The sequence below is a fragment of the Stenotrophomonas sp. BR163 genome, assembly GCF_047520985.2.
GTDB classification, from domain to species: domain Bacteria; phylum Pseudomonadota; class Gammaproteobacteria; order Xanthomonadales; family Xanthomonadaceae; genus Stenotrophomonas; species Stenotrophomonas sepilia.
Map to the genome: position 1 here is coordinate 62681 of NZ_JAXBRE020000011.1, position 25621 is coordinate 88301.

Below are 25621 nucleotides of genomic sequence, written 5' to 3' on the forward strand. Positions count from 1 at the left end.
CTCTCTCAACGGTTGAGCCTGCCCAGCAGCATCGCGCGCATGCGGCGGGCGCGCTGCTCGTCGAACGGTGCCAGATCCCCGCGCGCGGCGTCAGGCAGGTGCTGCCCCGCGCGCTCGCCAGGGCCGAAGGCGTAGTAGCGGAAGAGCCCTTCCCAGGCCTGCTTTTCGCGCGCCGGCAGATCACGCACGGCCCACATCGCGTGGTGCAGCGCCGCCAGCGCGGATCCCAGCCAAGCCGGCGAGCTTCGCCACCAGTAGTTCACCAGCACGTTAAACGGTTCCAGGCTGCGTACATGGTGCCACCACATGCTGGGAATGAAGATCGCATCGCCGGGCCCAAGCACCGCGCGGCGCGCGTGCGCCAGCGCCTCGCGGAAACGTGGATGCCGATCGAAGTCGGGCTGTTCGAAGTCCACCACGCTGACCACCTGTCCCCCCGGCGTGGGATCGAGCGGGCCCGGATACAGATTGTCGATCTGGTCGGGCGGGAACAGGGTGAACTCGCGCTGCCCCACCGCGCAGCAGGCGAGGTTGTCGGGTGTGTCGAAATGGCACGAGGCCGTCACCCGGTTGCCGATCCAGATGCTGGCGGTGGCGTCGATGCCCTGCTTCGCCAGACCGGCGTCGTTGGCCTGCGCGAATGCCGGCAGCAGTGCCCGCGCGATCGGCAGCGAGGCCACGTAGTAGGTTGGCGGTTGCGGTGCATGCAGCGTCATGGCGATCTCTTCCAGCACCTGGGCCAGCCCACCGCGCCGCACTTCGAAGTTCAACCGGGTGAAGTCCGCGCTGTAGAACGGGCGCCCCCCGATCTCGGCGCCGCCGAACGAGTACTGGATGGGCGCGCCCGCATCGACGCTGCACAGGTACGCCATTGCGTCCTGCACCCCGCCCAGCCCGGCCTGGACCAGTGGCCAATCGGTGGCGATGCCGCGCAGTACGACCGGGTCACCGGCCTCCACCAGGGCAGCCAGTGGCAAGGCGGCAGGATCGATGCCTTCCAGGATCCGCATCGGCAGGCTGGCGTGCACCGGTCAGTTCCTGGCCGCCTGCGCGGTGCCGTGCTGGACGCGGAGACGGCGCTGCTTCTCGGCGATCAGGCGGCGCATGTTATGCAGCGAGGCAAGCATCAGGTACGCACCTTCCAGGTAGCCGGCGCGGTTCAACGCAGCCAGGCGCGAACTGTCCAGCGCCGCCAGGCGCTCGCGGTCGATGCCGTGCAATCCGCTCACGCTCACCCGGTGGTGCGCCGCGATCTGCACGTCGAGCGTGACCGGCTGGATGAGGCCACAGTCGTCGAGCATCGTGAACATCCCGGCCGCGAAGGCACTGCCCTCGTGGATGCCGCGCAGCACGCTGGCGATGTGGTCCAGGTAAGGGGTGTTGCCGCCCTGCGGCAGGAACACCGGCTCACCGCCCCCGTCGGTGACGCGCGGATGGTCCAGGTCCACGTGCATCACCGCATCCTGGGTGAGCAGGCCATCCACGTAGTGCTCCTGGAAGCCGATCAGGAACGGCCCTTTGGCTGCCGCGCCAGGCAGGTAGGAAGCATTCCAGCGCCCGTCCTGCAGGAACAGGTTCTCGTGTTGCTCGAAACCCAGCAGGGCCACGGACTGCCACGCTTCCGTCCCGGTTTCCCTGCGCAGGAAGATCGGATACTCACGCTGCAGTTCTGCGAACTCGCTGGGATAGGCCGGCACCATGCCCACGGCATCGCCGAACTGCGGCCCGAATCCGGTGGCGACCTTCAGGTCCCGATGCGCGATGTTGTTGAGCATTTCGTAGCGGGCCATCAGGGTATCCAGTGCGGGGTGGCTGGCCGGCAGCGTAGCGCAGGCGCGACAGGTGCGGCGACACCGTTCCGGCACGGCACCGCTGGCGGGCAGCGGTGCCGTGCCGGACGCGTCGGCAACCAGGCTCAGAACTTGTAGCGGACGCCCAGCATGTAGCGCGGGCTCTGGTCTGCCAGCTTGACGATCATCTGCGACGTGCGCGAGCGCCACCGCACATCCTCGCCGGTCAGGTTGATCGCCTCCAGGCTGAAGGACCAGTGGTCATCCAGCGCGTAGTTGACGCTGAGATCCCACTGCTCGTACGGCTCCACATAGTAGGGATTGCGGCTGGAGCCCTGGTTGGCCAGGATCAGGTACTGGTCGCGCCAGTTCCATGCCAGGCGCACCGACCACCCGTACTTCTCGTACATCAGCATGGCGTTGGCGGTGTCGCTCAGGCCGGTGAGCGAGAACTGGTCGATGCCCGGATCGCCGCCATTGTTGTAGCCGACATCGCCGTTGACCACGGTGTAGTTGGCCAGCACGCCGAAGCCGGTGTCACCGAAGAAGTACTGGCCGCCCAGCTCCCAGCCATGCAGCTTGGATTTGTTCTGGTTGATCGGGCGATTGACGTTGAACTGGTACAGCGGATCGTTGGGCTGCCCATACAGATCGTAGGCCGCTTCGGTGGCCAGCACCTGCGCATCGGTGCCGTTGTAGGCGCCGAGGCCGGCAGGATTGTTTCGCAGCAATGCCAGCGCGGTGAACAGCGAGGTGTCGTTGGCCGAGCAGGCGGCCGCATTGGCCGGCCCGACCTGGGCGACGCAGGCGCCGCTGGTCAGGAAGTCCAACGCCGCCCGCGCATCCGGCCCGGAGGTCGGGTCGGTGAGGCCGTACAGGCTTTCCTGGACGACGGTATTGCCGATGAAGTTGCTGACCGACTTGTTCCAGTAGGTCAATGATACGTAGCTGGCATCGGCGAAGTACCACTCCAGCCCCAGGTCGAGGTTGTCCGATTCCAGCGGCTTCAGGCTCGGGTTCTGCGAATTGCCGCTGGCGCGCGACGAGGGATCGATCAGCACCGAGCCGAACGGCTGCTGGGCCCCGGGTCCCGCATAGAGATTGCCGTACGGCGCGCGGGCGATGCTCTTGCCGAACGAAACGCGGCCCTTCAGTTCCTCGGTGAGGTCGATGCTGAAATCAAGGTTGGGCAGGATGTAGCTATAGCGCGCCTTCTCTGTGAAGGGCTGCTGCTCATCGGACAGCACGATGCGGAAATCGTTGTTGGCCTGCCACTCGATGGACTCGGGGACGGCAATGACCGAGGTCGACACCACGTCAGTGGTTTCATAGCGCACGCCCAGGCGGGTGTTGGTGCGCATGCCACCCAGCTCCCCGTCCAGCTCCACCTGGAAGTACGCCGCCTTGGTCTTCTCTTCCACGAAGTTGTCGGCCGCGCGTTGCGGGTTCACACCCAGGCCGACGCCGTACTCGCGCGATGCCCATTGCGCGAGCTGCCCGGCATTGCCGCGCCAGGCGGGCCAGCTGTTGGCACTGTAGTCGTCGAACAGGCCGACGATGCTGACCGGCTGCAGCAGGTCCATCAGGCCTGCGGCGGTATCCCGGTCCACGTTGGCCACGCCCCAGTCGCCCAGGGTCGAGTAGGCCTCGGCGGCCTGGATGCGGTGGGTGGTGGACTTGTTGGTGTCCACGCCGAACTGGAAGCGCCCGTGGTCGAAGTTCCATTCGCCATCGACGCGCGCCTGCTTGATCTCGCTAATCTGGGTCTGCGCGTTGACGCGCAGCACCTGCGTGCCAACCTCGCCTTCCTGGAAGCCCGGATTGACCACGCCATTGGTCCCGGCGACCGCATCGGCGGTGCTGGGATACCAGACCTGGGTGCCAACCGGCAGGCCATTGTTGAAGTTCAGCTCCTGCACCCAGGAGCCACCGCAATGGGGGCCACGGGTACAGTTGTTGGTGCCGGCGATGCTCATGAAGATCGAACCACCGCCGGTCAGCGGATCATTCGGTCGGCTCTCGTTCTTCGAGTTGTGCGCATCGAAGCTGAGCTTGAAGCGGTCGCTGACATTCCAGACGGCGTTGAAGCCCAGCGAACCCAGCTTGTACTCCTGCATGCTGCGCTGCTGCTCCAGGCCGAAATCCTTGGTGCCGGCGATTTCACGGATGTAGACCGGCGTCGCGACGGCGCCACTGGTGTCGAACTCGACGTTGGTGTAGTTACTGTTCTGCAACCACATGCCCTGCTCGCCACGATTCTCGGTGATCTCGTTGGTCGAGTAGGTGTAATCCACGGTCAGGGTCAGGCTGTCCGTCGGTGCGAACTGCAGCACGGCCTGGCCGTTGACGCGTTCGCGCTCGAATTCGGAGAACGCGTAGCGCAGGTCGTTGGGCCGCGCGTAAAGCTGGCCGACGGCCGGAGCATTGACCACGGTCGGGTTGCCCGGCATCGACCCTGTCCACGGCTGCACGTTCCAGTAGTTCTCCGTGGCCTGCACCGAGCCACCCTTGCGCTTCTGCTGGCTCGCGCTGAGGCTGACGCCAAAGGTCTTTTCCGGATTGCTGTAACTGAAGATGCCCGACAGCTCCGGTGTCAGGTCATTGTCGAACGGCTGGCTCTGGTCGGACACCAGCTTCGCCCCGGCGCTGGCCACGATGCCGGCGTGATCGAGCGGACGCGAGGTCAGGATGTTGATCGTCGCACCGATGCCACCGCTGGGCACCTGCGCCTGGCTGGTCTTGTAGACCTCGATACCATTGATGGCCTCGGCGGCCAGCTGCGCGAAATTGAAGGCGCGGGTGCCGCCGTCGACACCGCCGATGGCGACCTGTCCAGAGGCACCGAATGCATCGGCACCCGGCATCTGCCGACCGTTGAGCGTGACCATGTTGAACTGGGGGCCGAAGCCACGCGCGGTCACCTGCGCGCCCTCGCCGTCACGGCGCTCGATGGAGATGCCGGTGATGCGCTGCAACGACTCGGCAAGATTGGTATCGGGGAACTTGCCGATGTCCTCGGCACTGATCGCGTCGACCACGCCCGCCGAGTCGCGCTTGATGTCCATGGCCTGGCTCAGGCTGTTGCGTATGCCCGTGACCTGCACTGCATCAAGCTGGGTGGGTTGCGACTGGCTCTGCGGCTGCGGCCCGGTCGCCGGTGCGGCGTCCTGCGCAAAGGCGGGATTGATGACCAGGGCCCCCCCCACGAAGGTGAACATGGCCCGGGACCGGAACTTCGCCAACGCGCGGCTCATGAACCGGACCTCGGGCCCGGGGTGCCACGGAAACTGCAGGTGCTCATGAAAGTCCCCTCTGACATACGATCGAATGGATGTACCGCCCCCTCCCAGGGGCACGCACGGGCGTGGCCCGCATTCCAAACCGAACAGCACGGGTGCTCGGGCACGCCGCGACTTACACTTGCTTTTCAAGCCTGCCAGGACAAACACGCGGCAAAGAAGGCAGCCTCCCGGACCCTCGATCCCCGTCCGACTGGTAGCGCTACCATCGCGTTGCAGCGGAGAGTAATCACCGAGGTTCGCCGTTGTCACCATGCAGCGCAGCAAAACCGGCAGCGCGCCAATGACTCGGCCGTTGCTGCATCCGGTCACGCTCACCCGACGTAGGAAAGATGCCCGCACTTGCGGGTCATCCAGAAAGGAACGCACCGTGAACGCTCTTCAGCGCATCGCCGCCGCAGTCGGCTTCGCCGTACTCGTTTCGTCCGGCTCCTCGGTTTTCGCCGCCAACACCGTCATCGTGGGCGGGGCAGAAATGTACCCCACCAGGACCATCGTCGAGAACGCCGTCAATTCCAAGGATCACACCACGCTGGTTGCAGCGGTCAAAGCAGCCGGCCTGGTCGACACCCTCAACGGCGCCGGGCCCTTCACTGTTTTCGCGCCCACCAATGCGGCCTTCGAAAAGCTGCCTGCAGGCACTGTCGATACACTGGTGAAGCCTGAAAACAAGGCACAGCTGACCCAGATCCTGACCTACCACGTCGTCCCGGGCAGCTACAGTTCGGCCCAGCTTCTGGCCGATGCCCGCAAGCACAGCGGCAAGGCCACCCTGAAGACCGTGCAGGGTGAGCCTCTCACCGTGGCGCTCCACGATGGCAAGCTCTGGGTCATCGACGCAAAGGGTGAAAAGGCAGGCATCAGCATTGCAGATGTCGGCCAGTCCAACGGCGTCATCCACGTGGTCGACACCGTGCTGATGCCCAAGTAAGCGGCCTCACGCAACGGGCATCCGGCGCGATGCCCGTTGCCCGGGCCCGGTCATCCCGACGTCACCATGCGGATCCCTGCCCGGCATGGCGTAGTGGCTACCACTCCGGCCCGAGCAGCTTGGTCACTTCGGCCTCCAGTTTCTGCGCGGCCTCGTCCTGGGAGGCGACCTTGATGCACAGCCCCGACTGCGCCGGCCCCGGCACCAGCTGGTAGCGGTTGATGGTGCCGCCACCGTCGCCGTCCAGCGCTACCCGCGCCACTACCGTTCGGCCATTGGCGTGGAAGGTCCAGTCCTGATAATCAAACATGCTTCAGTTGGTGTGCGGCCAAGATGTCATCCCACTTTAGGCGGCACGCCAGTGAAGAACGCTCCAGGAAGATGTTCAGCGCGCGTGGACATGATGGCGACAGGGCCTATCGCAGTGTCCGCGCCAACTGCAGGACATCGGCGAAGAAGGAGGGATAGTCGTCCTGTGGAGCGCTGTGGGTGTCGCGCCGGTGGACCAGACGCACGGCGACCACCCGCTGTTCCGGGACGATCATCAGGTATTGGCCCAGGTAGCCGTTGGCGGCAAAGCCGACGACCGGTCCCCGTGTGATGTCGTAGAGATCGGCGAGCTTCAGGCCGCGCGCGGAGATCTGGCTGGCGTAGCGCTGGGACCAATCCGCGCCCAGCTGATTGGCGAGGAAGGCGACCAGTGCGCTGCGGCTCTCGAATGCACGCCCTGCGCTGGCCTGCAGTGCGCGCTGTACGTCGTCGTCCACGCCCCTTTCCACCAGCAGATCCCGTAGCCGGGGCTTGAGCTGGTACCGTTCCCAGGCCGGTATCCGCCACCACAGCAGCCCAACCTCTGGCGCACGGGCGCTTTCGGTCGTCATCAACGCGACCGACTGCTCACTCAGGAGACGTTTGCCATCCGGCGCCGCGCCACCGTCCAGCAACAGTTGCCCGATGGCGGCAAGATCGGTCGCGCGCAGGGACAGCCCGGCCATGCCCAGCGGAGTGCCTGCTTCATCCTTCATCCAGGTGTAGTGGGCGATGCCCAGGGGCTTGAACAGCCGCGCGTCCAGGTACGCATCCACAGGCTCGCCTGCCAGGCGCTCGACAATGCCGGGCAGCAAGTTGGTAGCCTTGTTGTTGTAGGAGAACACGTTACCCGGGTCATCGCTCAGCTCGGCAGCCAGTGCCAGCTTGACCAGGTCCGGGGCCCCTTCCAGCTCTTCGCCCGCGTTCGCCACGTTCTGCAGGCCCGAGGTATGGTCCAGCAGCATGCGCACGGTAATGGCGCTCTTCCTGCCCTGCTTCCATTCGGGATAGATCCGGCTGACCGGCGTATCGATCGAAGCCAGCTTTCCTTCGTCCAGCAGCAATGCAATGGCCAGCGCGACGACCGACTTGGTGGCCGACATCAGGTGAACGGATTCCTGCCCGGCGGCGGGCTTCAGCTCAAGCAGCGTCTCCCGGTCGTGCATCACCAGGACCGCATCGGAATGCGCGGCGCGCGCGTTGCGCTCGATCGCGGCTAGGGCTTCGGCGCGCGTCGCCGCTTGGCTGGGCCCGGCGATGCCGAACACCAGGGCCAGGGCGCAGGACAACCAGCAGGATCTTGGCATCGCAATCTCGTCCAATGAGTGTGCGTGCAGTGTGACTACATGTGTAGTCACACTGCAGTGCCTTAAGTCATGGCGCGCTTGAGTGCTGAACGTGGGCTGGGCGCCGCCCCCCGGCCCACCTGCAACGCGGTCCAGGGCAGCGGTCGCCATGCCGCGCCGCACGGTATGATGCGGCGACCCGGAACCTGCGATGATTTGCAGCGGCCGCCCATCCGCTGATCGCGCGCGCCAGGCCCCACCTGCGCCGGGGTCGCTGCAGGTGCCGCTGAAGCCCCACTCCATGCTCGCCCCCCAAGCCCCCCTCGTGATCTGGGCAGCGGTCGCCGTTGCCACCCTCGGTCTGCTGTTCCGTCCTTTGCGCATCCCCGAATATGTGTGGGCGTTGGGCGCTGCCGCCCTGTTGCCGTTGCTGGGCGCGGTGTCGCTGCATACCGCATGGGGTGCGGTGGCCGAAGGCCGCGACGTCTACCTGTTCCTGGTCGGCATGATGATGCTGGCCGAACTGGCGCGGCGCGAAGGCCTGTTCGATTGGGTCGCGTTGTACGCGGTGCGGCATGCGGGCGGATCCGGGCGACGCCTGTTCGACCTGGTGTTCCTGGTCGGCACGCTGGTGACGGTGTTCCTGTCCAACGATGCAACGGCCGTAGTGCTGACGCCGGCGGTCTACGCTGCCTGCAAGGCGGCGCGCGCCAATCCCCTGCCCTACCTGTTCGTCTGTGCATTCATTGCCAATGCGGCCAGCTTCGTGCTGCCCATTTCCAATCCGGCCAACCTGGTGGTGTACGGCCAGCACCTGCCGCCGCTGCTGCAGTGGCTGGCGCAGTTCGCGCTGCCGTCGGCGGCGGCGATCGGTGCCACCTACCTGGTCCTGCGCTGGGTGCACCGGCGCGAGATCGCCCAGCCGCTGGTGGCCGCGCCGGCGCATCGCCCGTTGACCGATGGCGGCCGGTTGAGCGCACTGGGCGTGCTGTTCACCGGCACCGTGTTGCTGGTCACGTCGGCCTTGAACGGGCCATTGGGCCTGACCACGTTCTGCGCAGGTACGCTGAGTGTTGCGGTGGTGGCGATCCGCCAGCGGCGCAGCCCGCTGCCACTGCTGCGCCACGTGTCCTGGGGCGTGCTGCCGCTGGTGGCGGGACTGTTCGTGCTGGTGGAAGCGGTGGCGCAGACCGGTGTCATCCAGAGCGCGGCCAGCGCGCTGCAGGCCGTGGCTCAGGCATCTCCCCGCCAGGCCAGCTGGCTGGCCGGTGGCGCGGCTGCGCTGCTGAGCAACGTGGCCAACAATCTGCCGGTCGGCCTGGCCGCCGGTTCGCTGGGGCAGATGGCCGACCTGCCGGCGCAGACCCGTGCCGCATTGCTGGTCGGCGTGGATCTGGGGCCCAACCTGTCGGTCACCGGTTCGCTGGCGACGATGCTGTGGCTGGTGGCGCTGCGTCGCGAGGGCGAGCATGTCAGCGCGCTCGACTTCCTGCGCGTCGGCGCGCTGGTGATGCCGCCGGCGTTGATCGGAGCACTGCTGCTGCTCTGATCGGCGCGCAAGCGGCATGCGCTGCTAGAAGGCCACCTGCAGGCGGGTGTTGAAGGTGGTGCCTTCATCCCTGCCCTGGCCGGTGCCGCTGCGGTTGCGGGTCTGCCAACGGATCGCCTCGAACATCACGCGGCTGAAGTCGTTGAGATACCAGTTCGCACCCAGCGTCCACGCGTGGCCGGTACCGCCACTGGGCAGCTCGGCATAGTCCACGTCTTCGTAGCGCCCTTTCAGTTCCCATGCCCCGGCGCCGCCGCGGGTGACAGGATCGGCCACTTTCACCCGGCCCCAGGTGCCGGCCTTGCCCGAATAGGCCGGCCTTGCACCGGCCAGGAACCAACCCGCCGAAATCGCCCAGGCCTGGTGGTCCAGATCGTAGCGCCCGCTTGCGTCGGCCCCGCGCAGGTTGCGCGTACCCCATTCGCCGGTCGCCCAGGCCGGCCCGAAGAAGCCTGCCAGTTCCGCGCCATAGGACGTGCTGCGCTCGGCGCCCAGCAGTGTGCCCGGCGCGATCTTGACCAGGTCGTTGAAGTGCCCGGCGATGGCCGAACTGCGGACGACGCCGCTGGCGCCTGCGGCAATCTCCTCGTGGAAGGCCCAGGCCCCCAGGTGCACCGTGACTGCGTCGTTGGCCACCGGGTTCCAATGCACGCGCGTGGCCCAGGTCTGGCTGTCGTTGTCGGTGCCGGCGTTGTTGAGATCGTTGCCGGCCACCGACAGGCTGGCATGCCAGTTCTTGCCGTACACGCGCTCGGTCAGGCCGACACCGAACAGGCCGCGCTGCGGCAGCATCAGCGTGCCGACCACGTTGCGGTCCTGGAACGGCGTGTTGGAGGTGCTGCTGGAGCCGTCGATACCCCGGTCGTTGAGGCGGTTGCCCACGGTCAGGTCGGCCGGCAGCCCGAACAGGCGGTGGTCAACGGTGGCGTAGACCGACTTCCACGCCACCGCGTTGTCGGCGAAGTCACCTTCCACCGCCCAGCCGAGGATGCCGTAGCGGCCTTCGGCGCCCAGCCGCACCGAGCGGATCTCGGTACCGGAGATGTTGCGGTCACTCACTGACGATCCATCGGTGCTGGATGCGTCGACGAACAGGCGTCCGCGCGGACGGAACACCACGCTGCCATCGGCACTGCTGAACTCCGGTGCGCCCTTGGACCAGGTGACCTTGGGCGCCTTGGCCTGGCTGGATTCCAGTGCGGCGACGCGGGTGTCCAGCGCGGGGGGCTGCGTTGCGGCCGCCGCACCGGCGGTGCTGTGCCCGCCCTCCACGGCACGCAGGCGCGCCTCCAACTGCTGGATCTGCAGCGCCTGCTCTTGCACCAGGCGTGAGAGTTCGGCCTGGCTCAGTGGTGCGGGAGGGGACGAAACAGCCTGGGCGCCAGCATGGCCACTGGCCAACAGCAGGCCGAGCGCGACCGACAGCGCTGCCGGTGGCAGCACGGTGGAATGGTTCATGGACTCTCTCTCCGGCCAGCCGGCCCCCTGGCCCGGCGCTGGCCTGTTGCGGTGGTGCGGGGGAAGATCGGGGGAGGAAGCGCGCGCCGCCGGATCGGCCCGGCGGCGCGGCAGGCGGGCTCAGCCCGGCCCGGTCAGCTGGTGGCCTGGGCCTGGGCGTTGGGACGCCAGGTGATCAGCTTGTTCTCGACCACGTCCAGCAGCGCGTCGATGACCAGCACGAAGGCGGCCAGGATGATGATGCCGGCAAACACACCGACGGCGTTGAAGTTGCCTTCTGCCTGCGCAATCAGGTAACCCAGGCCCGCCGAGGCGCCGAGGTACTCACCGATGATCGCGCCGACCACGGCGAAGCCCACCGAGGTGCGCAGCGAGGACAGGATCCAGCTGGCTGCTGCCGGGAAGTAGACATGGCGCAGCAGGTCGCTGCGGCTTGCGCCCAGGATGCGGGCATTGGCCAGTACCACCGGATTCACCTCGCGTACGCCCTGCATGGCGTTGAAGAACGTGGTGAAGAACACCAGGGTGACCGCCAGCGCCACCTTCGACCACAGGCCCAGCCCCAGCCACAACACGAAAATCGGGGCCAGCACCACGCGCGGAATTGCGTTGAAGCCTTTGATGAAGGGATCGAGGATGCGCGCCGAGCGGCGGCTCAGGCCCAACCAGACACCGCCGGCCACGCCGAGGCCGGTGCCGATGATGTAGCCCAGCGCGGTTTCGGTCAGGGTGATGTAGACGTGCTGGTAGAACGACGTATCGGACAGCCAGGTCCAGGCCTGCTGCACGATCGCCGTTGGCGAGGGGAAGAAGAACGGATCGATCACGCCCAGCGCGATACCGCCCTCCCAGCCGCCGAACACGGCCACAACCAGGGCCAGTTGGATGAACTTGTCAGTCTTGGCGTGCATAGCTCTTCTCCACTTCGCCGCGCAGGCAGGCCCAGATGTCGCGGTACAGGTCGGTGAAACGGTCATCCAGCTTGATCTCGGCCACGTTGCGCGGGCGTTCCAGATCCACGTCGAAGCTGCGCACCACGCGGCTGGCCGGACCGGATGACAGCACCACCACGCGGTCGCCCAGGGCGATCGCTTCTTCCAGATCGTGGGTGATCAGGATCACCGAGCGCCGGTCCTCCTGCCACAGGCGCAGCAGTTCGTTCTGCATCAGGTGCCGGGTGTGGATGTCCAGCGCCGAGAAAGGTTCGTCCATCAGGATCACCTTCGGCTCGACGATCAGCGCCTGCGCCATCTGCACGCGCTTGCGCTGGCCACCGGACAACTGGTGCGGATAGCGGTGCTCGAAACCGGCCAGGCCGACCTTGGCCAGCCACGCGTTGGCCTTGGCCTTGCGTTCGGCTTCGGGCACGCCACGGAAGCGCAGGCCGAGCTCAACGTTCTGGTAAGCCGTCTTCCACGGCAGCAGCGCATCCTGCTGGAACAGGTAGCCGACCGACTCCTGCACGCCGCTGACCGCACGGCCGTCGATGCTGACCTGGCCGGACGACGGCTTCAGCAGGCCCGCCACGGAATTGAGGATGGTGCTCTTGCCGCAGCCGGTCGGCCCGACGATGGCAAGGAACTCGCCGTCCCCCACCTGGATGTCGACATCACGGACGGCGGTGAATTCGCCGAAGGACATGGTCACCTTGTTGATGGCGACCATGGTCTGTGCAGGCTCCAGCTGCGGCGCGCCATTGAACTGGCGCACGGTGGCATTGAGGGCCATGGGGTTACCTCCGCTTACGGTTGGGCAGCCGGCGCCGCGGCGTTGGCACGCTCGACGAAGGCATTGGTGTAGGTGCGGGACAGATCGATGTTGGCCTTGGCCACATCCGTATTGAACTCGCGCAGCACCTTCAACGGCGTTTCCAGATCAGCCGGCGTGAAATGACCGTTACGGGTGAAGATCGCGCGGGCGTTCTCCACCGCGCGCGCATAGGTGGCGCGGTCGCCAGAAACGTAGCTGTCCGGCAGCGCCGCAACGATGTCTTCAGCACTGTTGTCGGCGATGAACTTCAACGCCATCTGTTCGGCGCGGGCGATCTTCTCGGCCGCTTCGGGGCGCTTGTCCAGAAAGCTCTGGTTGGCGTACATCACCGAGGTCGGGTACAGGCCGCCATAGACCTGGCGGGCGCCGTCATCGCTGCGCGCGTCGAGGAGGATCTTCCCGACCTTGCGCTCGGTGATCAGGGTGGCGGCCGGGTCGTAGTTGACCAGCAGGTCGATCTTGCCCTGCTCCAGCGCGGCCACCGCTGCGGCGCCCGAGCCGACGCCGATCAGCGAGATGCTGTCAGCCGGAATATCGTGCTGGGCGAGGAAGTGACGGACGAAGAAATCCGACGATGAGCCCGGCGCGGTGATCCCGACCTTCTGGCCCTTGATGGTTTCCGGGCGTGCCGGATCGAAGCTGGCATCCTCGCGGCCGGCCATCACCAGGCCGGAGTTGCGCGAGAGCAGCACGAAGGCCACCACGTCCTTGCCCTTGGCCTGCATCTGGATGGTGTGGTCGTAGAAGCCGACGGCCACATCGGTGGAATTGGCCACCAGCGCCTGCAATACCTTGGAGCCGCCCTGGGCGAAGTTCTCGGTCTTCACCTGCAGGCCAACGTCCTTGAAGTAGCCCTTGGCGTCGGCAATGAAGAACGGCAGGTTGTTGAGGTTGTAGGAGCCGACGCTGATGCGTACCGGTGCATTGTCACCACCGCCGGCGGATGCGCCTTCGGTGCGCCCGCTGTTGCTGCATCCGGCCGCGGCCAGACCAGCCGCGCACAGCGCGGCCATCAAGAACTGCTTGTACATCATCCCTCCCAGGAGTGAAGCATCTACGTTGTAATGGCGGGCATGCGCACCTGCGCCGGCCCGTCCGGGTTCAGATCATGCCGCTGACGTCCATTGGCGGGCTTGGGTGGAACCGGCCACGGCAAGTGCTGGCGTGGTGGCAAACACGCGTCCTTCGAACAGCCGGCGTGCGGTGCGCACGACGCTGGCAACGACCGGCGCGTCCTGCGAGCTGCGACTGAGGCCCACCTCCAGGGCCCCGCTCGGATGTTCGAGGGTAATGCTGCCGGGAACGGACAGGCATCCGACCAAAGTGTGGGCCAGCGTGCCCGGCGTAACGGCCGCGGTGGCCAGGCCGACCGCGCCGGTAATGGCCAGCGCGGTGTGGCATTGATGCGGCATGAAATAGCGCACCTGCAGATCGCCCCCATGTTGCGGCGCCGACAGCAGCACCGGCTTCGGAATGACCTTGTTGCCGGCGTCGGCGATGCCCATGCGGGCGCCCGCCTCGATGCGCAGCGCTTCCAGCCGGCGCATGAATACCGCGTCCGCGTTCAGTTCGGCGGGCGGGGTATCGCCGCGCACGCCCAGATCTTCTGCGCGCACCAGCATCATCGGCATCGCGCAGTCCACCAGGCTGACCGGCACGCCATCGATGGTCTCCTGCGCGTGACCGCTGGGCAGCAGCTTGCCGGTGCGGGCGCCTGCCGCATCAAGGAAAGCGAGCCTGACCGGCGAGGCCGAGCCCGGCGCGCCGGCAATGCGCGTGTCACCGCGGTACACCACGTTGCCGCCGGGCGTTTCCACCGTGGCGATGATCAGCTTGCCGGTGTTGACGTTGTGGATGCGCACCTCGGTCTGCGGATCCTGCGCCTGCACCAGCCCACGCTCGATGGCATACGGGCCTACGGCCGCCAGCATGTTGCCGCAGTTCGGCGAGGTATCCACCACCTGCTGCTCTACCCGTACCTGGGCGAACAGGTAGTCGACATCGGCGTCCGGACGGCTGGAGCGGTCGATAATCGCCACCTTGCTGGTCAGCGCGTTGCCACCGCCGATGCCGTCGATCTGCAACGGATGGCCCGAGCCCATCACTTCCAGCAGCAGGCGATCGCGTTCAGCGATGTCCATCGGAAGGTCGCTGGCCAGGAAGAACGGGCCTTTGGAGGTGCCGCCGCGCATGAGTACGCAGGGAATGCTGAGCAGATCGTTGGACATACGTGTGCTAGATTGATGCGTATAGGGGATGAATTACCCCTCTGTGATTCGATACTGGCATGACCCCAATTGATCTGTGAATTGCTGATTTTTGGATGATTGATACCTCATGAGCATCAATTGCGAAATCCTGGATCTACGCGCCTTCCTGCTGGTCTCGGAGACCCGCAGCTTCCATCGAGCCGCAGAAATCCTGCACGTCTCCCAGCCAGCACTCAGCCGCCGCATCCAGAAACTGGAGCAGGCGGTGGGGTCGCCGCTGCTGGAGCGCACCACGCGCAGCGTCAGCACTACCGCCGTCGGCGAGAACCTGCTGCCGCTGGTGCGCCGCATGCTGGAGGAGTTCGATGGCTCGCTGTTCTCACTGCGTGGCCGCGAAGACACCCGCGGCGCTACCGTGACCATCGCGTGCCTGCCGACGGCGGCGTTCTACTTCCTGCCCAGCGTGATGGCGCGTTTCCACGAAGCGCACCCGAACGTGCGCTTCCGCATCCTGGATATCCCGGCGACGGAGGGTCTGCAGGCAGTGGAACGTGGCGAAGTCGAGTTCGGCATCAACTTCATGGGCGCCAACGATCCGAATCTCGATTTCGACGTGCTCGCTGAAGATCCATTCGTGCTGGCATGCCGGCGCGATCATCCTCTGGCACGCAAGCGCAAGGTGGAATGGGCCGACCTGGCCGAGCACCAGCTCATCACCGTGCATCGCACCAGCGGTAACCGCACGCTGCTGGATGGTGCGCTGGCGCGCGAGAACCTCAAGTTGAGCTGGCACTATGAAGTGACGCACCTGTCGACGTCACTGGGCATGGTCGAGGCGGGCATCGGCGTGTCGGTGCTGCCGAAGATGGCCACGCCGGACGGAGATCACCCCACCCTGGTGACGCGCGCGATCGGCAACCCTGTGGTATCGCGCACGATCGGGATCGTCCGCCGACGGGGCGCCCTGCTCTCGCCCACGGCGGAGCGATTCCTGCAGATGCTGATGAGCCAGTGGCGCGGGGAGGCGTGAGCAACTGCGCGGTTCACGCGCCTATGTGTTCCGGCGCGCCAGACGCTGGCAGGGCCGCCCTTCATGACGAAGCCGCGAAGATCGACGCAATACCTGCAAGCGATCCCACGGCCACCCATGAGAGCGTGGCGAATGCAACCAGCAACACCTTCCGGTGGACGACCTGCGCTTCGTTTTGGGACTCCGGCCGCCGCGCATAGGGCCTGGAGAAACCCAGGAGTTCGCCGGTGACTGTCAGCGCTCCCATGAAGATCAGTGCGGTCACGCAGAAGCCAAAAATGGAACCAATGAGGGCCACATGCTGGGCATCGCCAATAGCCGGCTGAGTGCCGGCCAAACCCTCTACAAGCTGGCCCGTCCACCGTGCGGGCAGCCAGGCCAGGGCTGCGACAATACCGAAGTGGCTGGCCACGTTGATCCAGAACCAGGATATGGTCTTCATAACGTCAACGTTTCCGATGTTGGCCAGTGGTGGGCATCGTGACGCCTGCATCAGCCCCGCACAACCCTGCATGGGGACGCCGGCCAGCGGCCGGCCGCCTCGCGCGATCAGCCTGCGGTTTCCAGTCCCTTGCCCACCGCATCCATCCGCAGCGAAGCCAGGTACCGGGCGTACTTGCCGACGAAGATGCCAGTGAACCCGCCCGTCAGCAGCAGGTAGGCGGCACTGAAGCCGGCATTGGCGGACAGCGACGGCGACACCGCAAATGCGACTTCGAACCCGTACTTCACCAGGAAAGTGATCAACAGCAGCGGCAGCAGGCTGAAATCCGCGTTGCGCCAGAGCTTGCCGGTACTGCGGTCCAGCGTCAGCTTCAATCGACTCAGCAGCAGCCAGGCAAGCGTCGCGCCCGTGGCGATGCCGGCCAGCCATTCGCCGAAGGCGCTCAGCGACGCGCCGAAGCGATGGCTGACCGACCACGCACCCCAGACGGCGAACAAGGCGGGTACGATCGCCAGCTTCTGCAGCGAGGTCTCGGCCGGCTTCATGGCGGCGATGCCACGGGTGACCAGGAAGGCCAGCAGCAGCCAGACCCAGATCGGCGTCTGCGAGGCGAGGTGCTGAAGCATGTTCATGAGCGGTCCCCTTGGTGAGTGGTGGCGAGGTGCGCTCGCCTTGGCGCTCACTATTCGCTTCCGCCCGGGTTGCAGCCAGTGACAGCTGTCAGCCTTCGGGGATTACGCTGCGGGCACTGGAAATGCGCCGCCGGTACTGCGCCATCCACTCCAGCGACGGCGCAACACCGCCGAACGGGAAGAAATGCGGGCTGACCGGGCCATGGGCGCTGGTCAGCCCCTTCACCAGGCGGTCAACGAACACCTCCGGCCCCGCCGTTCCCAGCAGCCGGCCGATCGAGATGCCATACCGGGCCAACATCGATGCACTGGCGCCCACGCCGCACATCGCGGCGTAGCGCATCAGCCGGGGGATGCTTGCCGGCCCCGGAACCCCGACCAGCACCGGAACCGTGATGCCACGCGCGCGCAGTGCATCCAGCCAGGCCAGCACGGTATCGGCATCGAAGGCGAACTGGGTGACGACCAAGGGGGCCATGCCACGTGCTTCGATGGCCTGGCATTTTCCCTCCAGCGCCTGCCAGCGTTCGTCACTGCTCATTACAGGATGCCCTTCCGGGTGCCCGCCGATAGCAACGACCTTGATGCCGCACCGTTCCAGAAGTCCGGCCTCGATGATCGAAATGCTGTCTGCAAACGGTCCAGCAGGCGTGGCGAGGTCACCGGCGATCACCAGGCACTGCTCGACACCAGCCTCGCTGGCCGCGCGCTCAAGGAACCGCCCGAGTACCGCGCGCGAGCCGATACGGCGCGCAGACAGATGCGGCATCGGCTCGAAGCCGAGCTCGCGCACCGTGCGTGCGGCGGCCAGGCGTGCGTCGTCATCCTCGCTGGCCAGCCAGGGAATGGAGATGACGGTACCGCGCGGGATCCGATCCGCCTCGGCGCGCAGCGCGGGCATGGCCTTCGCGCTGACCTCCAATGAAAAGGTGTTGATGAAGGCTTCCGCCCGCAGTGATCCAGGTACGGGCATCAACGGGCTCCGCCTGCGTTGCCGGCAAGCGGCGAGCTGTTGCGGGCCAGCTCGATGAAGGCCTGCAGGTAATCGATGCCGGTATCGGCCTCGCGCGCACCCAGATAGATCTGCTTGGGAATGCCCTTGGCGCCCAGCCGTACGGGCACCACGTCCATGCGCGTGGCGTACTCCTCCACCAGCCAGCGCGGCATGGCAGCCACGCCGCGGCCGCTGGCCACCATCTGCATCATGATGTCGGTGGTTTCGATGGCCTTGTGGCGCCGCGGCGTGATGCCGGCCGGCAGCAGGAACTGGTTGTAGATGTCCAGGCGCTCGAACGGCACCGGGTAGCTGATCAGCACTTCCTGGCTGAGCTGGCGCGGCTTTACGTGGTCGACCTTGGCCAGGGCGTGGTTGCTGGCCACCACCAGCACCTGCTCGTAGTCGAACACCGGGATGAACTTCAGGCCTGGCTTCAGCAGCGGGTCGGGGGTGACCAGCAGGTCGATCTCGTAGCCGAACAAGGCGCCGATACCGCCGAACTGGAATTTCTGCTTGACGTCCACGTCCACATCCGGCCACGCGGCCAGGTACGGCGAGACGATCTTCAGCAGCCACTGGTAACAGGGGTGGCATTCCATGCCGATGCGCAGCGCACCGCGCTCGCCCTGGGCAAACTGGCGCAGGCGCTCCTCGGCCAGGTCGAGCTGCGGCAGCACCCGGTTGGCGACTGCCAGCAGATATTGTCCGGCCTGGGTCAGCCGCAGGCTTCGGCCTTCGCGCAGCCAGACATCGGTACCCAGCTGCTGCTCCAGCTTCTTCATGCTGTGGCTGAGCGCCGACTGGGTCAGGTTGAGCACGCCGGCAGCAGCGGTGAGCGAGCCCTGCTGCTCGACCTGCTGCACGATGCTGAGGTGGATCCGCTCCAACATTAAGATGAATCTCACTCATGGATAGGTGAAGTAATACCATTTTACGTCATGGAAAGGCATGACTAGGATCGGGTCATGCCTTCATCCCAACGCCCCCTCCGTATCGTCGCCGTTTCCGGTGGACTGCAGCGCCCCTCCCGGGCCGCCACCCTCGCCGAGCACCTGCTGGGCCTGATCGGCGAGAACATGCGCAGCGAACAGCAGCTGATCGAACTCGGCGAACTGGCGCCGCAGCTGGCCGGCGCGCTTTGGCGTTCGCAGCTCCCGGAGGTTGTCGAGCGCCAGCTGGTGGCCGTCGAACGGGCCGATGTCCTCGTGGTGAGCACGCCGGTCTACCGCGGCTCCTACACAGGGCTGTTCAAGCACTTCTTCGACTTCATCGACCAGGACGCGCTGGTCGATACCCCCATCCTGCTGGCCGCGACCGGCGGCAGTGACCGCCATGCACTGGTGATCGATCACCAGCTGCGGCCGCTGTTCAGCTTCTTCCAGGCCCGCACCCTGCCCCTGGGCGTGTATGCCACCGACCGCGATTTCGCCGAGGGGCGCGTGCACAACGAAGCGCTGATCCAGCGCGCACGACTGGCGGTGCAGCGCGCAATGCCGCTGCTTGCGCTGTCCCATCGCGGCGCGCCAGTCGCCGCCGCCGAGGCCATCGAAGCCCTTTGAATGCCAGATGCCGCCGACCTGCATCTGGATGTCACCCTGCAAACGGAACGCCGCCCATGACGAACGACGCTTTCACCTTCAGCATCACGCGCATCCCCTTCAACGAGGATTACCAGCCGGCCGAAGGCACGCGCATCACCACCAACTTCGCCAACCTGGCGCGCGGCGCGTCCCGGAAGGAAAACCTGCGCAACACCATCCGCATGATCAACAACCGCTTCAATGATCTGGCGCATTGGGACAACCCAAGCGCCGATCGCTACGCGGTCAAGCTGGACATCATCTCGGTGGAGATGCACATCGACAGCGCCGACGGCAGCGATCCTTTCCCGTTGATCGAAGTGTTGCGCCCGACCATCGTTGACACGCACACCGGCGCGCGCACCGAAGGCATCGTCGGCAACAACTTCTCGTCCTATGTCCGTGACTACGACTTCAGCGTGGTGCTTCCGGCCAGCAACGAAGGCAAGGACACCTTCGGCATTCCGGAGGGCTTTGGCGACCTGCATGGCAAGCTGTTCAAGCACTTCCTGGAGTCTGACGCCTACCGCGCCAACTTCAGCAAGGGACCGGTGATCTGCATCAGCGTTTCCAGCAGCAAGACCTACCACCGCACCGAGAACCACCATCCGATCCTGGGCGTGGAATACCGCCAGGGCGAGTCCTCCCCCACTGACCAGTATTTCGACAAGATGGGCCTGCAGGTGCGCTACTTCATGCCACCGGGCAGCGTGGCGCCGCTTGCCTTCTACTTTCAGGGCGACCTGCTGGGCGATTACTCGAACCTGGAACTGATCGGCACCATCAGCACGATGGAAGCTTTCCAGAAGATCTACCGCCCGGAGATCTACAACGCCAACTCCGTGGCCGGCAAGGTCTACCAGCCCAGCCTGAAGCACCAGGACTATTCGTCCACCCGCATCGTCTACGACCGCGAAGAGCGCAGCCAGCTGGCGGTCAAGCAGGGCAGGTTCACCGAAGAACACTTCATCAAGCCGTATCGCGCCGTGCTTGAGCAGTGGGCTGCCCGCTGATCCATCGATTTTCAATCCGCCCCCAGGAAACAAGACGCAATGTCGACGAAGAAACTGCTTCCCACCTCCACCGCAGGCAGCCTGCCCAAACCCTCCTGGCTGGCCGAGCCCGAGAAGCTCTGGTCACCCTGGAAGCTGCAGGACGAAGCCCTGATCGAGGGCAAGCAGGACGCCCTGCGCCTGTCCCTGCAGGAACAGCAGCATGCCGGCATTGATATCGTCAGTGACGGCGAGCAGACCCGGCAGCACTTCGTCACCACCTTCATCGAGCATCTCAGCGGCGTCGACTTCGAGAAGCGCGAAACCGTGCGCATCCGCAACCGCTACGATGCCAGCGTGCCGACCGTGGTCGGCGCAGTGAGCCGTCCGAAGCCGGTGTTCGTGGAGGATGCGAAGTTCCTGCGCCGGCAGACCACGCAGCCGATCAAGTGGGCGCTGCCCGGCCCGATGACGATGATCGACACGCTGTACGACGCGCACTACAGGAGCCGTGAGAAGCTGGCCTGGGAATTCGCGAAGCTCCTCAACGAGGAAGCTAAGGAGCTGGAGGCCGCCGGCGTTGACATCATCCAGTTCGATGAGCCGGCCTTCAATGTGTTCTTCGACGAAGTGAACGACTGGGGCGTGGCCGCGCTGGAGCGTGCGATCGAAGGGCTGAAGTGCGAGACCGCCGTGCACATCTGCTACGGCTACGGCATCAAGGCCAACACCGACTGGAAGCAGACGCTGGGATCGGAATGGCGACAGTATGAAGAGTCGTTCCCCAAGCTGCAGACCTCCAACCTCGACATCATCTCGCTGGAATGCCACAACTCGCACGTACCGATCGACCTGATCGAGCTGGTGCGTGGCAAGAAAGTGATGGTGGGCGCCATCGACGTGGCCTCCAACACGGTGGAATCGGCGGAGGATGTGGCCAACACGCTGCGCAGGGCGCTGCAGTTCGTGGACGCCGACAAGCTCTACCCGAGCACCAACTGTGGCATGGCGCCGTTGGCGCGCGACGTGGCCAGGGGCAAGCTGCGCGCACTCAGCGCGGGGGCGAGGATCGTACGTGAGGAGCTTTCGGCGTAGCCCTGGCTGGGGATGTGTTCCCGTTTCGGCGCGGGGAGGATGGAACCTGGCCGGGTACAGACCAGGCTCCACCTCGCCCCTGCACCTCGGGCCTGGCGGCCGTCATGCGCGGCCGTGGCGCCAGCGCTTCCTTGATCCGCCCCATCTCCCCTGCCCCGGCTTCAGCCAGGCGCCGGGCCTGGTGCCGCTGCTCCCGCGTGAGCGCCGGAGGCGGTGGAGTACCGGCGGCATCCACCAACCGCGCCACCGCATCGCGCAGAGGCAACTGCGGGCAGAGCCGTGCAGCACACCAGCGCTCGGCGTAGCGCTTGGCCTGACGGGCGCTGGTGGCGGACACGACCTTGGCCTGGGACATCTTGCGTGCGTCCAGGTACAGACGGAACCCGAGCGCGGCATGCGGCACGATACTGGCCACCGAACGGCCGTTCCACCACAGATCCCAGCGCTCGCCGCTCTGCACCCAGCCCGAGGGCCGGCGGGCTATCATGAAATCGGGAGCGCTGGAGGGCGGATGCATGGCCGTAAGAATACGGTCGGCCGTCGCATGGACTGAGATTGCGGAGTGGCGTTGGCAACCTCACAACGCTTCTGCCGCAGTGAAGCCCTCTTTACCACTCCCCTCTTTACCACTCTGGGCCGAGCAGTTTCTCCACCTCGGTTTCGAGCCTCTTGGCGGCTTCCTCCTGCGAGGCCACCTTGATGCACAGCCCGGACTGCGCGGGCCCGAGGGTCAACCGGTAACGGTTGATGGTGCCGCCGCCGTCGCCATCCAGTTCCACCCGGGCCACCCGGGTTCGGCCATTGGCGTTGAAGGTCCAGCCCTGGTAGTCGAACATCGTTGAGTCCACCGCAACGCCCTGAATGGCTCCCACCTTACGCGGGGAGGTGCGACACCCCGCCCGATGCTCGCTTCCTGTTCCTCTTTCCTCATCTGGGCGGCTGTGACCGTGGCGACCCTCGGCCTGCTGTTCCGGCCATTCCGCATTCCGGAGTACGTGTGGGCACTGGGGGCTGCTCTTCTGCCTCCACTGCTGGGAACGGTGCCGTTCGGCACGCCCTTGCACGCGGTGGCCGAGGGCCGCGATGTCTATCTGTTCCTGATCGGCATGATGATGCTGGCCGGGCTGGCGCGGCGCGAAGGCCTGTTCGACCCGGCACAATCATTCCCTGGCACGCAAGCGCAAGGTGGAATGGGCGGATCTGGCCAAGCGCCAGTTGATCACCGTGCACCGCACAAGCGGCAACCGCACGCTGCTGAATGGTGCGTTGGCGCGTGAGAGCCTCAAGCTCAGCTGGCACTACGAAGTGACCCACCTGTCGACTCATTGGGCATGGTCGAGGCCGGCATCGGCGTGTCAGCGCTGCCGAAGACGGCCACGCCGGACGGGGATCACCCCACCCTGGTGACACGCGCGATCGGCAACCCGGTAGTGTCGCGCACGATCGGCATCGTCCGCCGCCGTGGTGCCCTGCTCTCGCCCACGGCAGAGCGCGCCACCTCTCCTGTCCGCAGCAATTCCCTGCGGCGCCTACTGAAGGCTTCCTCGGTCCCGGTGCCTCATACCGGGTCGAGATTCAGATCGGCAACCTTGCCGAAGGGCATGACGGTCAACGCCTTGCAGCTTCCCTTCTCGATTGAATCACTGGGATTCTCAGCGGATTTTACGATCCCGTAGCCTGAGCCGCTCTTGTTGAAGACGGCGGCGCCGCTGTCACCGGACGCGCATGCAAGTTCGGATCCTTCCACTCTTCCCAAAGTGGGTGCACAGACTGCAGCGCCACATACGCCCGACGGGGCGTGCTGCACCGATGTGACGGTTCCGCAACTGAAGCCGGTGCGAGCCCCTCGGAAGCAAAGGAGGCCATGCAGTGGAAGGTCCGCATGGATCAGTATCAATGCCTTCGTCTGGTACTCACCCTTCAATTCTGCGAACACTTCCTGGAGCGGTGTATTTCCAGCGGGAAGCGAGTGCCATTGAACATCGTGACTACCGTCGAAGAGCGCGTCCTGGAATGTCAGTGGCATCATGACCTGCGGGCCACCAACCTCATGACCGTAATTGCTGTAAAGCAACTGATCATCGCAGTGCGCTGCCGTAAGGAGCCCTTTTACCTTGGTCAGCTTGTGCCGAACCGCAAGGCCGCTTGTGCACATCCTGCCATTGGCAGTCAGGATCGCCCCACCGGCGGTGTACGCCGAATTGCGGAAGGGATCCCTCCCAAGGATGATGTTGACCTTCAGCTTCGCAGCCTCTTCAATCTTGCGCTTGGCCGCTTCATACGATTTTGCATCGGCTCCACGAACCGAAACGTCAATCATGCCCAGCTCGGGGCGGCCGTCCACACTCACTGCATCAGGTATGAGTTCGACCACAAGTGGAACGACTCTATGCATGGTTTCGGAGAACTCCTTCTCCGTGTACGGATACCCCTCCTCGAACTCGACCCTGATGGATGAGTCGCTCACTCTGAAGTGCCGGACCGCCTCCATCATGTTTCCCTTCAGTCCAACAACGAGGTGTTGATCGGGCATGTTTTCGATCGAAACAAATGCGAGCCGATCACTGTATCGCCGTTTCAGTTCGGCGATGACCGAAGGTAGCTCGGATTCAACTTCCAGCCTGCGCTTGGCGGTGTCGAGTGACACGCCGTTCGCACTCATGTAGGCCTTGGCAGCGATATCCGATTCCTTCTCCGAAAATGCCTGGCCTGCCGGCATGACCGCGAGACTCTGAGCTGACGCGAGAACAAGCAGAACTGATGCTAGCGACATCTAGGTTTCCTCCATGGAATGAGTTCAGGAGCCAGTGCCGGCTCCACGGCCGAAGGTCGCAGGAAACCACTTTGCGCTCGGCGGGGCAGGAGGGCCATTCACCGTTTCGTGATGCATTGCGCGCTTCAACGCAGGTGTGCGTCGCGCCAGATCAAGCTTAGCGCTGGTAGTTCTTCAGAAACAGCCAGGTAATCAGCGCCGACCATCACGTGCTCGGTGCGCTGCTGCTGGGACGCGATGGAACCCGCGCGCAGGCTCCTCCGAGGCCGCTGCCCGGCATCGTTGATCGCATCGGCGGTGGCGATGCCTTTTCCGCCGGCATCGTGCACGGATTGCTGTCCGGGCTGGACGCAGAAAGCACCGTGCGCTTCGGACTGGCCGCGGGCGCGTTGAAGCACGCCATTCCCGGCGACTTCAGCCCTGCCCGCGAAGCTGAAGTCCGGGCGCTGATGGAGAGCGACCAGTTCGACGTTCGTTGCTGATCTCCCCCAGGATAATCCCGCTAGAATCCAACGGGCGCTGGAATCGCGCAGGGATCGCCCATGGATTACACCGGATACACGCGCAAATTTCCCAACAACCGCCCGCTGAATGCGTTTGATCGTGAGCACCGCCTGCTGCGGAAGAAGCGACTGGATGTCGCGCCGCTGGCGCAGCTGTGCGTGGTGAAGATGAATTCGAACTGCCTGGTTTCGGTGGATCGCTGGTTCGCCGCACGTGGCTTTGCAGCCCTGCTAGGCGCGATCGGCATTGCCTTCGGGCTGGGCGGCATGCTGATGCTGCTCTGGTTGCTGGTCGTGAACAGGCTACCGAACGAAAACGGCCTGTGGGAGGCGATATTCATAGGCATGGCGATGCTGGCCGTCCTCACTGCAGCGAGCATATGGGTGGCTTGCCTCGAGCTGTTCCGTTGGACTTACTATCCGATCGCGCTTGATCGCAAGCATCGGCAGATACACGTGTTCCGGCTGGATGGCACCACCCTCAGCGCGCCCTGGGACCGGGTATATTTCACGCTTGGCCGCGGAACCGGAACCTTCGGATGGTACAACTGGGATGTCCGCGGACTGATCCTGGACACGGATGACGTGACAGTACGGGAGACGTTCGCGTTCTGCATCGCGACCTCCCGCATCGAGAACGCGTATGCCCACTGGGAGTTCCTGCGGCGCTACATGGAAGAAGGACCGGCAGCCGTCGTGGATGCGGTGCACTACTGCATGCCGCTGGACGGTAAGCGCGGGAGCTTCGCGTCCTGCAAGGAGCGCATCTTCGCCGAAGACGCGCAGCTCCCGGGTTTCATGTGGCTCACGATGCTGCCACTCAACTACCTGCACACGATCATGCGCTGGGTGGTGATGCAGACCAGCAGGATTCCGCGGTTTCCACCGGACATCGAGGCGCGCCTGACACCGGACGCCGGTGATCCCTGTGTCCGCGACGCTTCGATGAATCCACCGGACCTGCGCTGACCC

Annotated in this window: 24 protein-coding genes and 3 pseudogenes; 10 read left to right on the forward strand and 17 right to left on the reverse strand. The window is 65.3% G+C overall.

The genetic code is table 11. From position 1 onward, the window contains the following. Positions 1–5: 5 nt before the first annotated feature. The 3 genes from ACM0PY_RS11230 to ACM0PY_RS11240 form a co-directional block, all read right to left on the reverse strand. A complete protein-coding gene (locus tag ACM0PY_RS11230; RefSeq protein ID WP_134971000.1) occupies positions 6–1028 on the reverse strand; it encodes a cupin-like domain-containing protein in 1023 nt (340 codons plus the stop codon). Positions 1029–1031: 3 nt separating this feature from the next. Further along, the gene (locus tag ACM0PY_RS11235; protein WP_095377571.1) at positions 1032–1790 is read right to left on the reverse strand and encodes a SapC family protein; all 759 of its coding nucleotides are present in this window, start codon (positions 1788–1790) and stop codon (positions 1032–1034) included. Positions 1791–1915: 125 nt separating this feature from the next. Continuing rightward, the gene (locus ACM0PY_RS11240; protein WP_180884349.1) at positions 1916–5044 is read right to left on the reverse strand and encodes a TonB-dependent receptor; all 3129 of its coding nucleotides are present in this window, start codon (positions 5042–5044) and stop codon (positions 1916–1918) included. Positions 5045–5459: 415 nt separating this feature from the next. On the opposite strand from ACM0PY_RS11240, the gene ACM0PY_RS11245 reads away from it, so the two are divergent. Further along, positions 5460–6020, forward strand: a complete 561-nt coding sequence (locus ACM0PY_RS11245) for a fasciclin domain-containing protein (RefSeq protein WP_134970996.1) — start codon at positions 5460–5462, stop codon at positions 6018–6020. A 97-nt stretch (positions 6021–6117) separates the two neighbouring features. Here ACM0PY_RS11245 and ACM0PY_RS11250 read toward each other — a convergent pair whose 3' ends face one another. Both ACM0PY_RS11250 and ACM0PY_RS11255 read right to left on the reverse strand, forming a co-directional pair. Further along, positions 6118–6330 carry a hypothetical protein gene (locus ACM0PY_RS11250; protein ID WP_049411161.1) on the reverse strand — a complete coding sequence of 71 codons (213 nt, stop codon included), beginning with the start codon at positions 6328–6330 and terminating at the stop codon, positions 6118–6120. Between the two features lie 106 nt (positions 6331–6436). After that, positions 6437–7618, reverse strand: coding sequence for a serine hydrolase domain-containing protein (locus ACM0PY_RS11255; protein WP_134971019.1), 1182 nt, complete (start codon positions 7616–7618; stop codon positions 6437–6439). Between the two features lie 298 nt (positions 7619–7916). On the opposite strand from ACM0PY_RS11255, the gene ACM0PY_RS11260 reads away from it, so the two are divergent. Further along, complete coding sequence (locus ACM0PY_RS11260; RefSeq protein WP_065186459.1) at positions 7917–9164, forward strand: arsenic transporter; 1248 nt, start codon at positions 7917–7919, stop codon at positions 9162–9164. Between the two features lie 24 nt (positions 9165–9188). Here ACM0PY_RS11260 and ACM0PY_RS11265 read toward each other — a convergent pair whose 3' ends face one another. The 5 genes from ACM0PY_RS11265 to ACM0PY_RS11285 all read right to left on the reverse strand — a co-directional run bounded on the left by ACM0PY_RS11265 (position 9189) and on the right by ACM0PY_RS11285 (position 14620). Beyond that, complete coding sequence (locus ACM0PY_RS11265; protein WP_180884347.1) at positions 9189–10622, reverse strand: porin; 1434 nt, start codon at positions 10620–10622, stop codon at positions 9189–9191. A gap of 134 nt (positions 10623–10756) precedes the next feature. Further along, positions 10757–11533, reverse strand: a complete 777-nt coding sequence (locus ACM0PY_RS11270) for an ABC transporter permease (protein ID WP_005409726.1) — start codon at positions 11531–11533, stop codon at positions 10757–10759. After that, positions 11517–12350 carry an ABC transporter ATP-binding protein gene (locus tag ACM0PY_RS11275; protein ID WP_014647218.1) on the reverse strand — a complete coding sequence of 278 codons (834 nt, stop codon included), beginning with the start codon at positions 12348–12350 and terminating at the stop codon, positions 11517–11519. Before ACM0PY_RS11275 ends, ACM0PY_RS11270 begins: the two co-directional genes overlap by 17 nt. 14 nt (positions 12351–12364) lie before the next feature. Further along, positions 12365–13423: an ABC transporter substrate-binding protein gene (locus ACM0PY_RS11280; protein ID WP_134970759.1), complete on the reverse strand. Its 1059-nt coding sequence runs from the start codon at positions 13421–13423 to the stop codon at positions 12365–12367. Positions 13424–13498: 75 nt separating this feature from the next. Further along, positions 13499–14620, reverse strand: coding sequence for a 4-oxalomesaconate tautomerase (locus ACM0PY_RS11285; protein WP_151354690.1), 1122 nt, complete (start codon positions 14618–14620; stop codon positions 13499–13501). A gap of 109 nt (positions 14621–14729) precedes the next feature. Between ACM0PY_RS11285 and ACM0PY_RS11290 the strand changes: the two genes are divergently transcribed. Beyond that, on the forward strand, positions 14730–15632 hold the full coding sequence (locus ACM0PY_RS11290; RefSeq protein ID WP_010485668.1) for a LysR family transcriptional regulator: 903 nt from the start codon (positions 14730–14732) through the stop codon (positions 15630–15632). 61 nt (positions 15633–15693) lie between these two features. On the opposite strand, the gene ACM0PY_RS11295 is transcribed toward ACM0PY_RS11290, so the two are convergent. The 4 genes from ACM0PY_RS11295 to ACM0PY_RS11310 all read right to left on the reverse strand — a co-directional run bounded on the left by ACM0PY_RS11295 (position 15694) and on the right by ACM0PY_RS11310 (position 18596). Then, entirely contained in the window at positions 15694–16074 is a 381-nt protein-coding gene (locus ACM0PY_RS11295; RefSeq protein ID WP_111201002.1) for a hypothetical protein, read from the reverse strand. Positions 16075–16181: 107 nt separating this feature from the next. Next, positions 16182–16709 carry a DUF6622 family protein gene (locus ACM0PY_RS11300; protein ID WP_180884346.1) on the reverse strand — a complete coding sequence of 176 codons (528 nt, stop codon included), beginning with the start codon at positions 16707–16709 and terminating at the stop codon, positions 16182–16184. Positions 16710–16797: 88 nt separating this feature from the next. Next, the gene (locus tag ACM0PY_RS11305) at positions 16798–17682 is read right to left on the reverse strand and encodes a methylenetetrahydrofolate reductase (RefSeq protein ID WP_180884344.1); all 885 of its coding nucleotides are present in this window, start codon (positions 17680–17682) and stop codon (positions 16798–16800) included. Then, the gene (locus ACM0PY_RS11310) at positions 17682–18596 is read right to left on the reverse strand and encodes a LysR family transcriptional regulator (RefSeq protein WP_180884342.1); all 915 of its coding nucleotides are present in this window, start codon (positions 18594–18596) and stop codon (positions 17682–17684) included. The genes ACM0PY_RS11305 and ACM0PY_RS11310 overlap by 1 nt, the downstream gene beginning before the upstream one ends. 75 nt (positions 18597–18671) lie before the next feature. Between ACM0PY_RS11310 and msuE the strand changes: the two genes are divergently transcribed. Genes msuE through ACM0PY_RS11325 form a run of 3 tightly spaced genes read left to right on the forward strand, consistent with a single transcriptional unit; the run spans position 18672 to position 21373 of the window. Beyond that, complete coding sequence (msuE, locus tag ACM0PY_RS11315) at positions 18672–19265, forward strand: FMN reductase (protein ID WP_111200998.1); 594 nt, start codon at positions 18672–18674, stop codon at positions 19263–19265. A gap of 56 nt (positions 19266–19321) precedes the next feature. After that, positions 19322–20299 (forward strand): DUF1852 domain-containing protein, encoded by a 978-nt coding sequence (locus tag ACM0PY_RS11320; protein WP_235646768.1) that lies wholly within the window; start codon positions 19322–19324, stop codon positions 20297–20299. Between the two features lie 39 nt (positions 20300–20338). Next, positions 20339–21373, forward strand: a complete 1035-nt coding sequence (locus ACM0PY_RS11325) for a methionine synthase (RefSeq protein ID WP_134970773.1) — start codon at positions 20339–20341, stop codon at positions 21371–21373. On the opposite strand, the gene ACM0PY_RS11330 is transcribed toward ACM0PY_RS11325, so the two are convergent. Further along, positions 21330–21890 (reverse strand): hypothetical protein, encoded by a 561-nt coding sequence (locus ACM0PY_RS11330; RefSeq protein ID WP_235646769.1) that lies wholly within the window; start codon positions 21888–21890, stop codon positions 21330–21332. The genes ACM0PY_RS11325 and ACM0PY_RS11330 overlap by 44 nt on opposite strands. Before the next feature lie 106 nt (positions 21891–21996). Next, positions 21997–22209 (reverse strand): hypothetical protein, encoded by a 213-nt coding sequence (locus ACM0PY_RS11335; protein ID WP_134970775.1) that lies wholly within the window; start codon positions 22207–22209, stop codon positions 21997–21999. A 66-nt stretch (positions 22210–22275) separates the two neighbouring features. Between ACM0PY_RS11335 and ACM0PY_RS11340 the strand changes: the two are divergent. Both ACM0PY_RS11340 and ACM0PY_RS11345 read left to right on the forward strand, forming a co-directional pair. Beyond that, a pseudogene (locus ACM0PY_RS11340) lies at positions 22276–22593 on the forward strand (arsenic transporter); the annotation flags it as partial. Beyond that, positions 22526–22866, forward strand: a pseudogene (locus tag ACM0PY_RS11345) (LysR substrate-binding domain-containing protein); the annotation flags it as partial. The pseudogenes ACM0PY_RS11340 and ACM0PY_RS11345, both read left to right, overlap by 68 nt. A 65-nt stretch (positions 22867–22931) precedes the next feature. Here ACM0PY_RS11345 and ACM0PY_RS11350 read toward each other — a convergent pair. Next, positions 22932–24146 carry a chymotrypsin family serine protease gene (locus ACM0PY_RS11350; RefSeq protein ID WP_134970777.1) on the reverse strand — a complete coding sequence of 405 codons (1215 nt, stop codon included), beginning with the start codon at positions 24144–24146 and terminating at the stop codon, positions 22932–22934. Between the two features lie 185 nt (positions 24147–24331). Between ACM0PY_RS11350 and ACM0PY_RS11355 the strand changes: the two are divergent. Together ACM0PY_RS11355 and ACM0PY_RS11360 are read left to right on the forward strand one after the other, a co-directional pair. Then, positions 24332–24628: pseudogene (locus tag ACM0PY_RS11355) on the forward strand (PfkB family carbohydrate kinase); the annotation flags it as partial. 60 nt (positions 24629–24688) lie between these two features. Continuing rightward, positions 24689–25618, forward strand: a complete 930-nt coding sequence (locus ACM0PY_RS11360; protein ID WP_134970779.1) for a DUF6708 domain-containing protein — start codon at positions 24689–24691, stop codon at positions 25616–25618. Positions 25619–25621 lie beyond the last annotated feature (3 nt).

What these genes read in the sequence shown, in the direction of transcription:
- ACM0PY_RS11235 (WP_095377571.1), bottom strand. Translation starts at nt 1,790, where the DNA reads ATGGCCCGCTACGAAATGCTCAACAACATCGCGCATCGGGACCTGAAG.
- ACM0PY_RS11240 (WP_180884349.1), bottom strand. Translation starts at nt 5,044, where the DNA reads ATGAGCCGCGCGTTGGCGAAGTTCCGGTCCCGGGCCATGTTCACCTTC.
- ACM0PY_RS11250 (WP_049411161.1), bottom strand. Translation starts at nt 6,330, where the DNA reads ATGTTTGATTATCAGGACTGGACCTTCCACGCCAATGGCCGAACGGTA.
- ACM0PY_RS11260 (WP_065186459.1), top strand. Translation starts at nt 7,917, where the DNA reads ATGCTCGCCCCCCAAGCCCCCCTCGTGATCTGGGCAGCGGTCGCCGTT.
- ACM0PY_RS11265 (WP_180884347.1), bottom strand. Translation starts at nt 10,622, where the DNA reads ATGAACCATTCCACCGTGCTGCCACCGGCAGCGCTGTCGGTCGCGCTC.
- ACM0PY_RS11270 (WP_005409726.1), bottom strand. Translation starts at nt 11,533, where the DNA reads ATGCACGCCAAGACTGACAAGTTCATCCAACTGGCCCTGGTTGTGGCC.
- ACM0PY_RS11275 (WP_014647218.1), bottom strand. Translation starts at nt 12,350, where the DNA reads ATGGCCCTCAATGCCACCGTGCGCCAGTTCAATGGCGCGCCGCAGCTG.
- ACM0PY_RS11280 (WP_134970759.1), bottom strand. Translation starts at nt 13,423, where the DNA reads ATGTACAAGCAGTTCTTGATGGCCGCGCTGTGCGCGGCTGGTCTGGCC.
- ACM0PY_RS11285 (WP_151354690.1), bottom strand. Translation starts at nt 14,620, where the DNA reads ATGTCCAACGATCTGCTCAGCATTCCCTGCGTACTCATGCGCGGCGGC.
- ACM0PY_RS11290 (WP_010485668.1), top strand. Translation starts at nt 14,730, where the DNA reads ATGAGCATCAATTGCGAAATCCTGGATCTACGCGCCTTCCTGCTGGTC.
- ACM0PY_RS11295 (WP_111201002.1), bottom strand. Translation starts at nt 16,074, where the DNA reads ATGAAGACCATATCCTGGTTCTGGATCAACGTGGCCAGCCACTTCGGT.
- ACM0PY_RS11300 (WP_180884346.1), bottom strand. Translation starts at nt 16,709, where the DNA reads ATGAACATGCTTCAGCACCTCGCCTCGCAGACGCCGATCTGGGTCTGG.
- ACM0PY_RS11305 (WP_180884344.1), bottom strand. Translation starts at nt 17,682, where the DNA reads ATGCCCGTACCTGGATCACTGCGGGCGGAAGCCTTCATCAACACCTTT.
- ACM0PY_RS11310 (WP_180884342.1), bottom strand. Translation starts at nt 18,596, where the DNA reads ATGTTGGAGCGGATCCACCTCAGCATCGTGCAGCAGGTCGAGCAGCAG.
- msuE (WP_111200998.1), top strand. Translation starts at nt 18,672, where the DNA reads ATGCCTTCATCCCAACGCCCCCTCCGTATCGTCGCCGTTTCCGGTGGA.
- ACM0PY_RS11320 (WP_235646768.1), top strand. Translation starts at nt 19,322, where the DNA reads ATGACGAACGACGCTTTCACCTTCAGCATCACGCGCATCCCCTTCAAC.
- ACM0PY_RS11325 (WP_134970773.1), top strand. Translation starts at nt 20,339, where the DNA reads ATGTCGACGAAGAAACTGCTTCCCACCTCCACCGCAGGCAGCCTGCCC.
- ACM0PY_RS11330 (WP_235646769.1), bottom strand. Translation starts at nt 21,890, where the DNA reads ATGCATCCGCCCTCCAGCGCTCCCGATTTCATGATAGCCCGCCGGCCC.
- ACM0PY_RS11335 (WP_134970775.1), bottom strand. Translation starts at nt 22,209, where the DNA reads ATGTTCGACTACCAGGGCTGGACCTTCAACGCCAATGGCCGAACCCGG.
- ACM0PY_RS11350 (WP_134970777.1), bottom strand. Translation starts at nt 24,146, where the DNA reads ATGTCGCTAGCATCAGTTCTGCTTGTTCTCGCGTCAGCTCAGAGTCTC.
- ACM0PY_RS11360 (WP_134970779.1), top strand. Translation starts at nt 24,689, where the DNA reads ATGGATTACACCGGATACACGCGCAAATTTCCCAACAACCGCCCGCTG.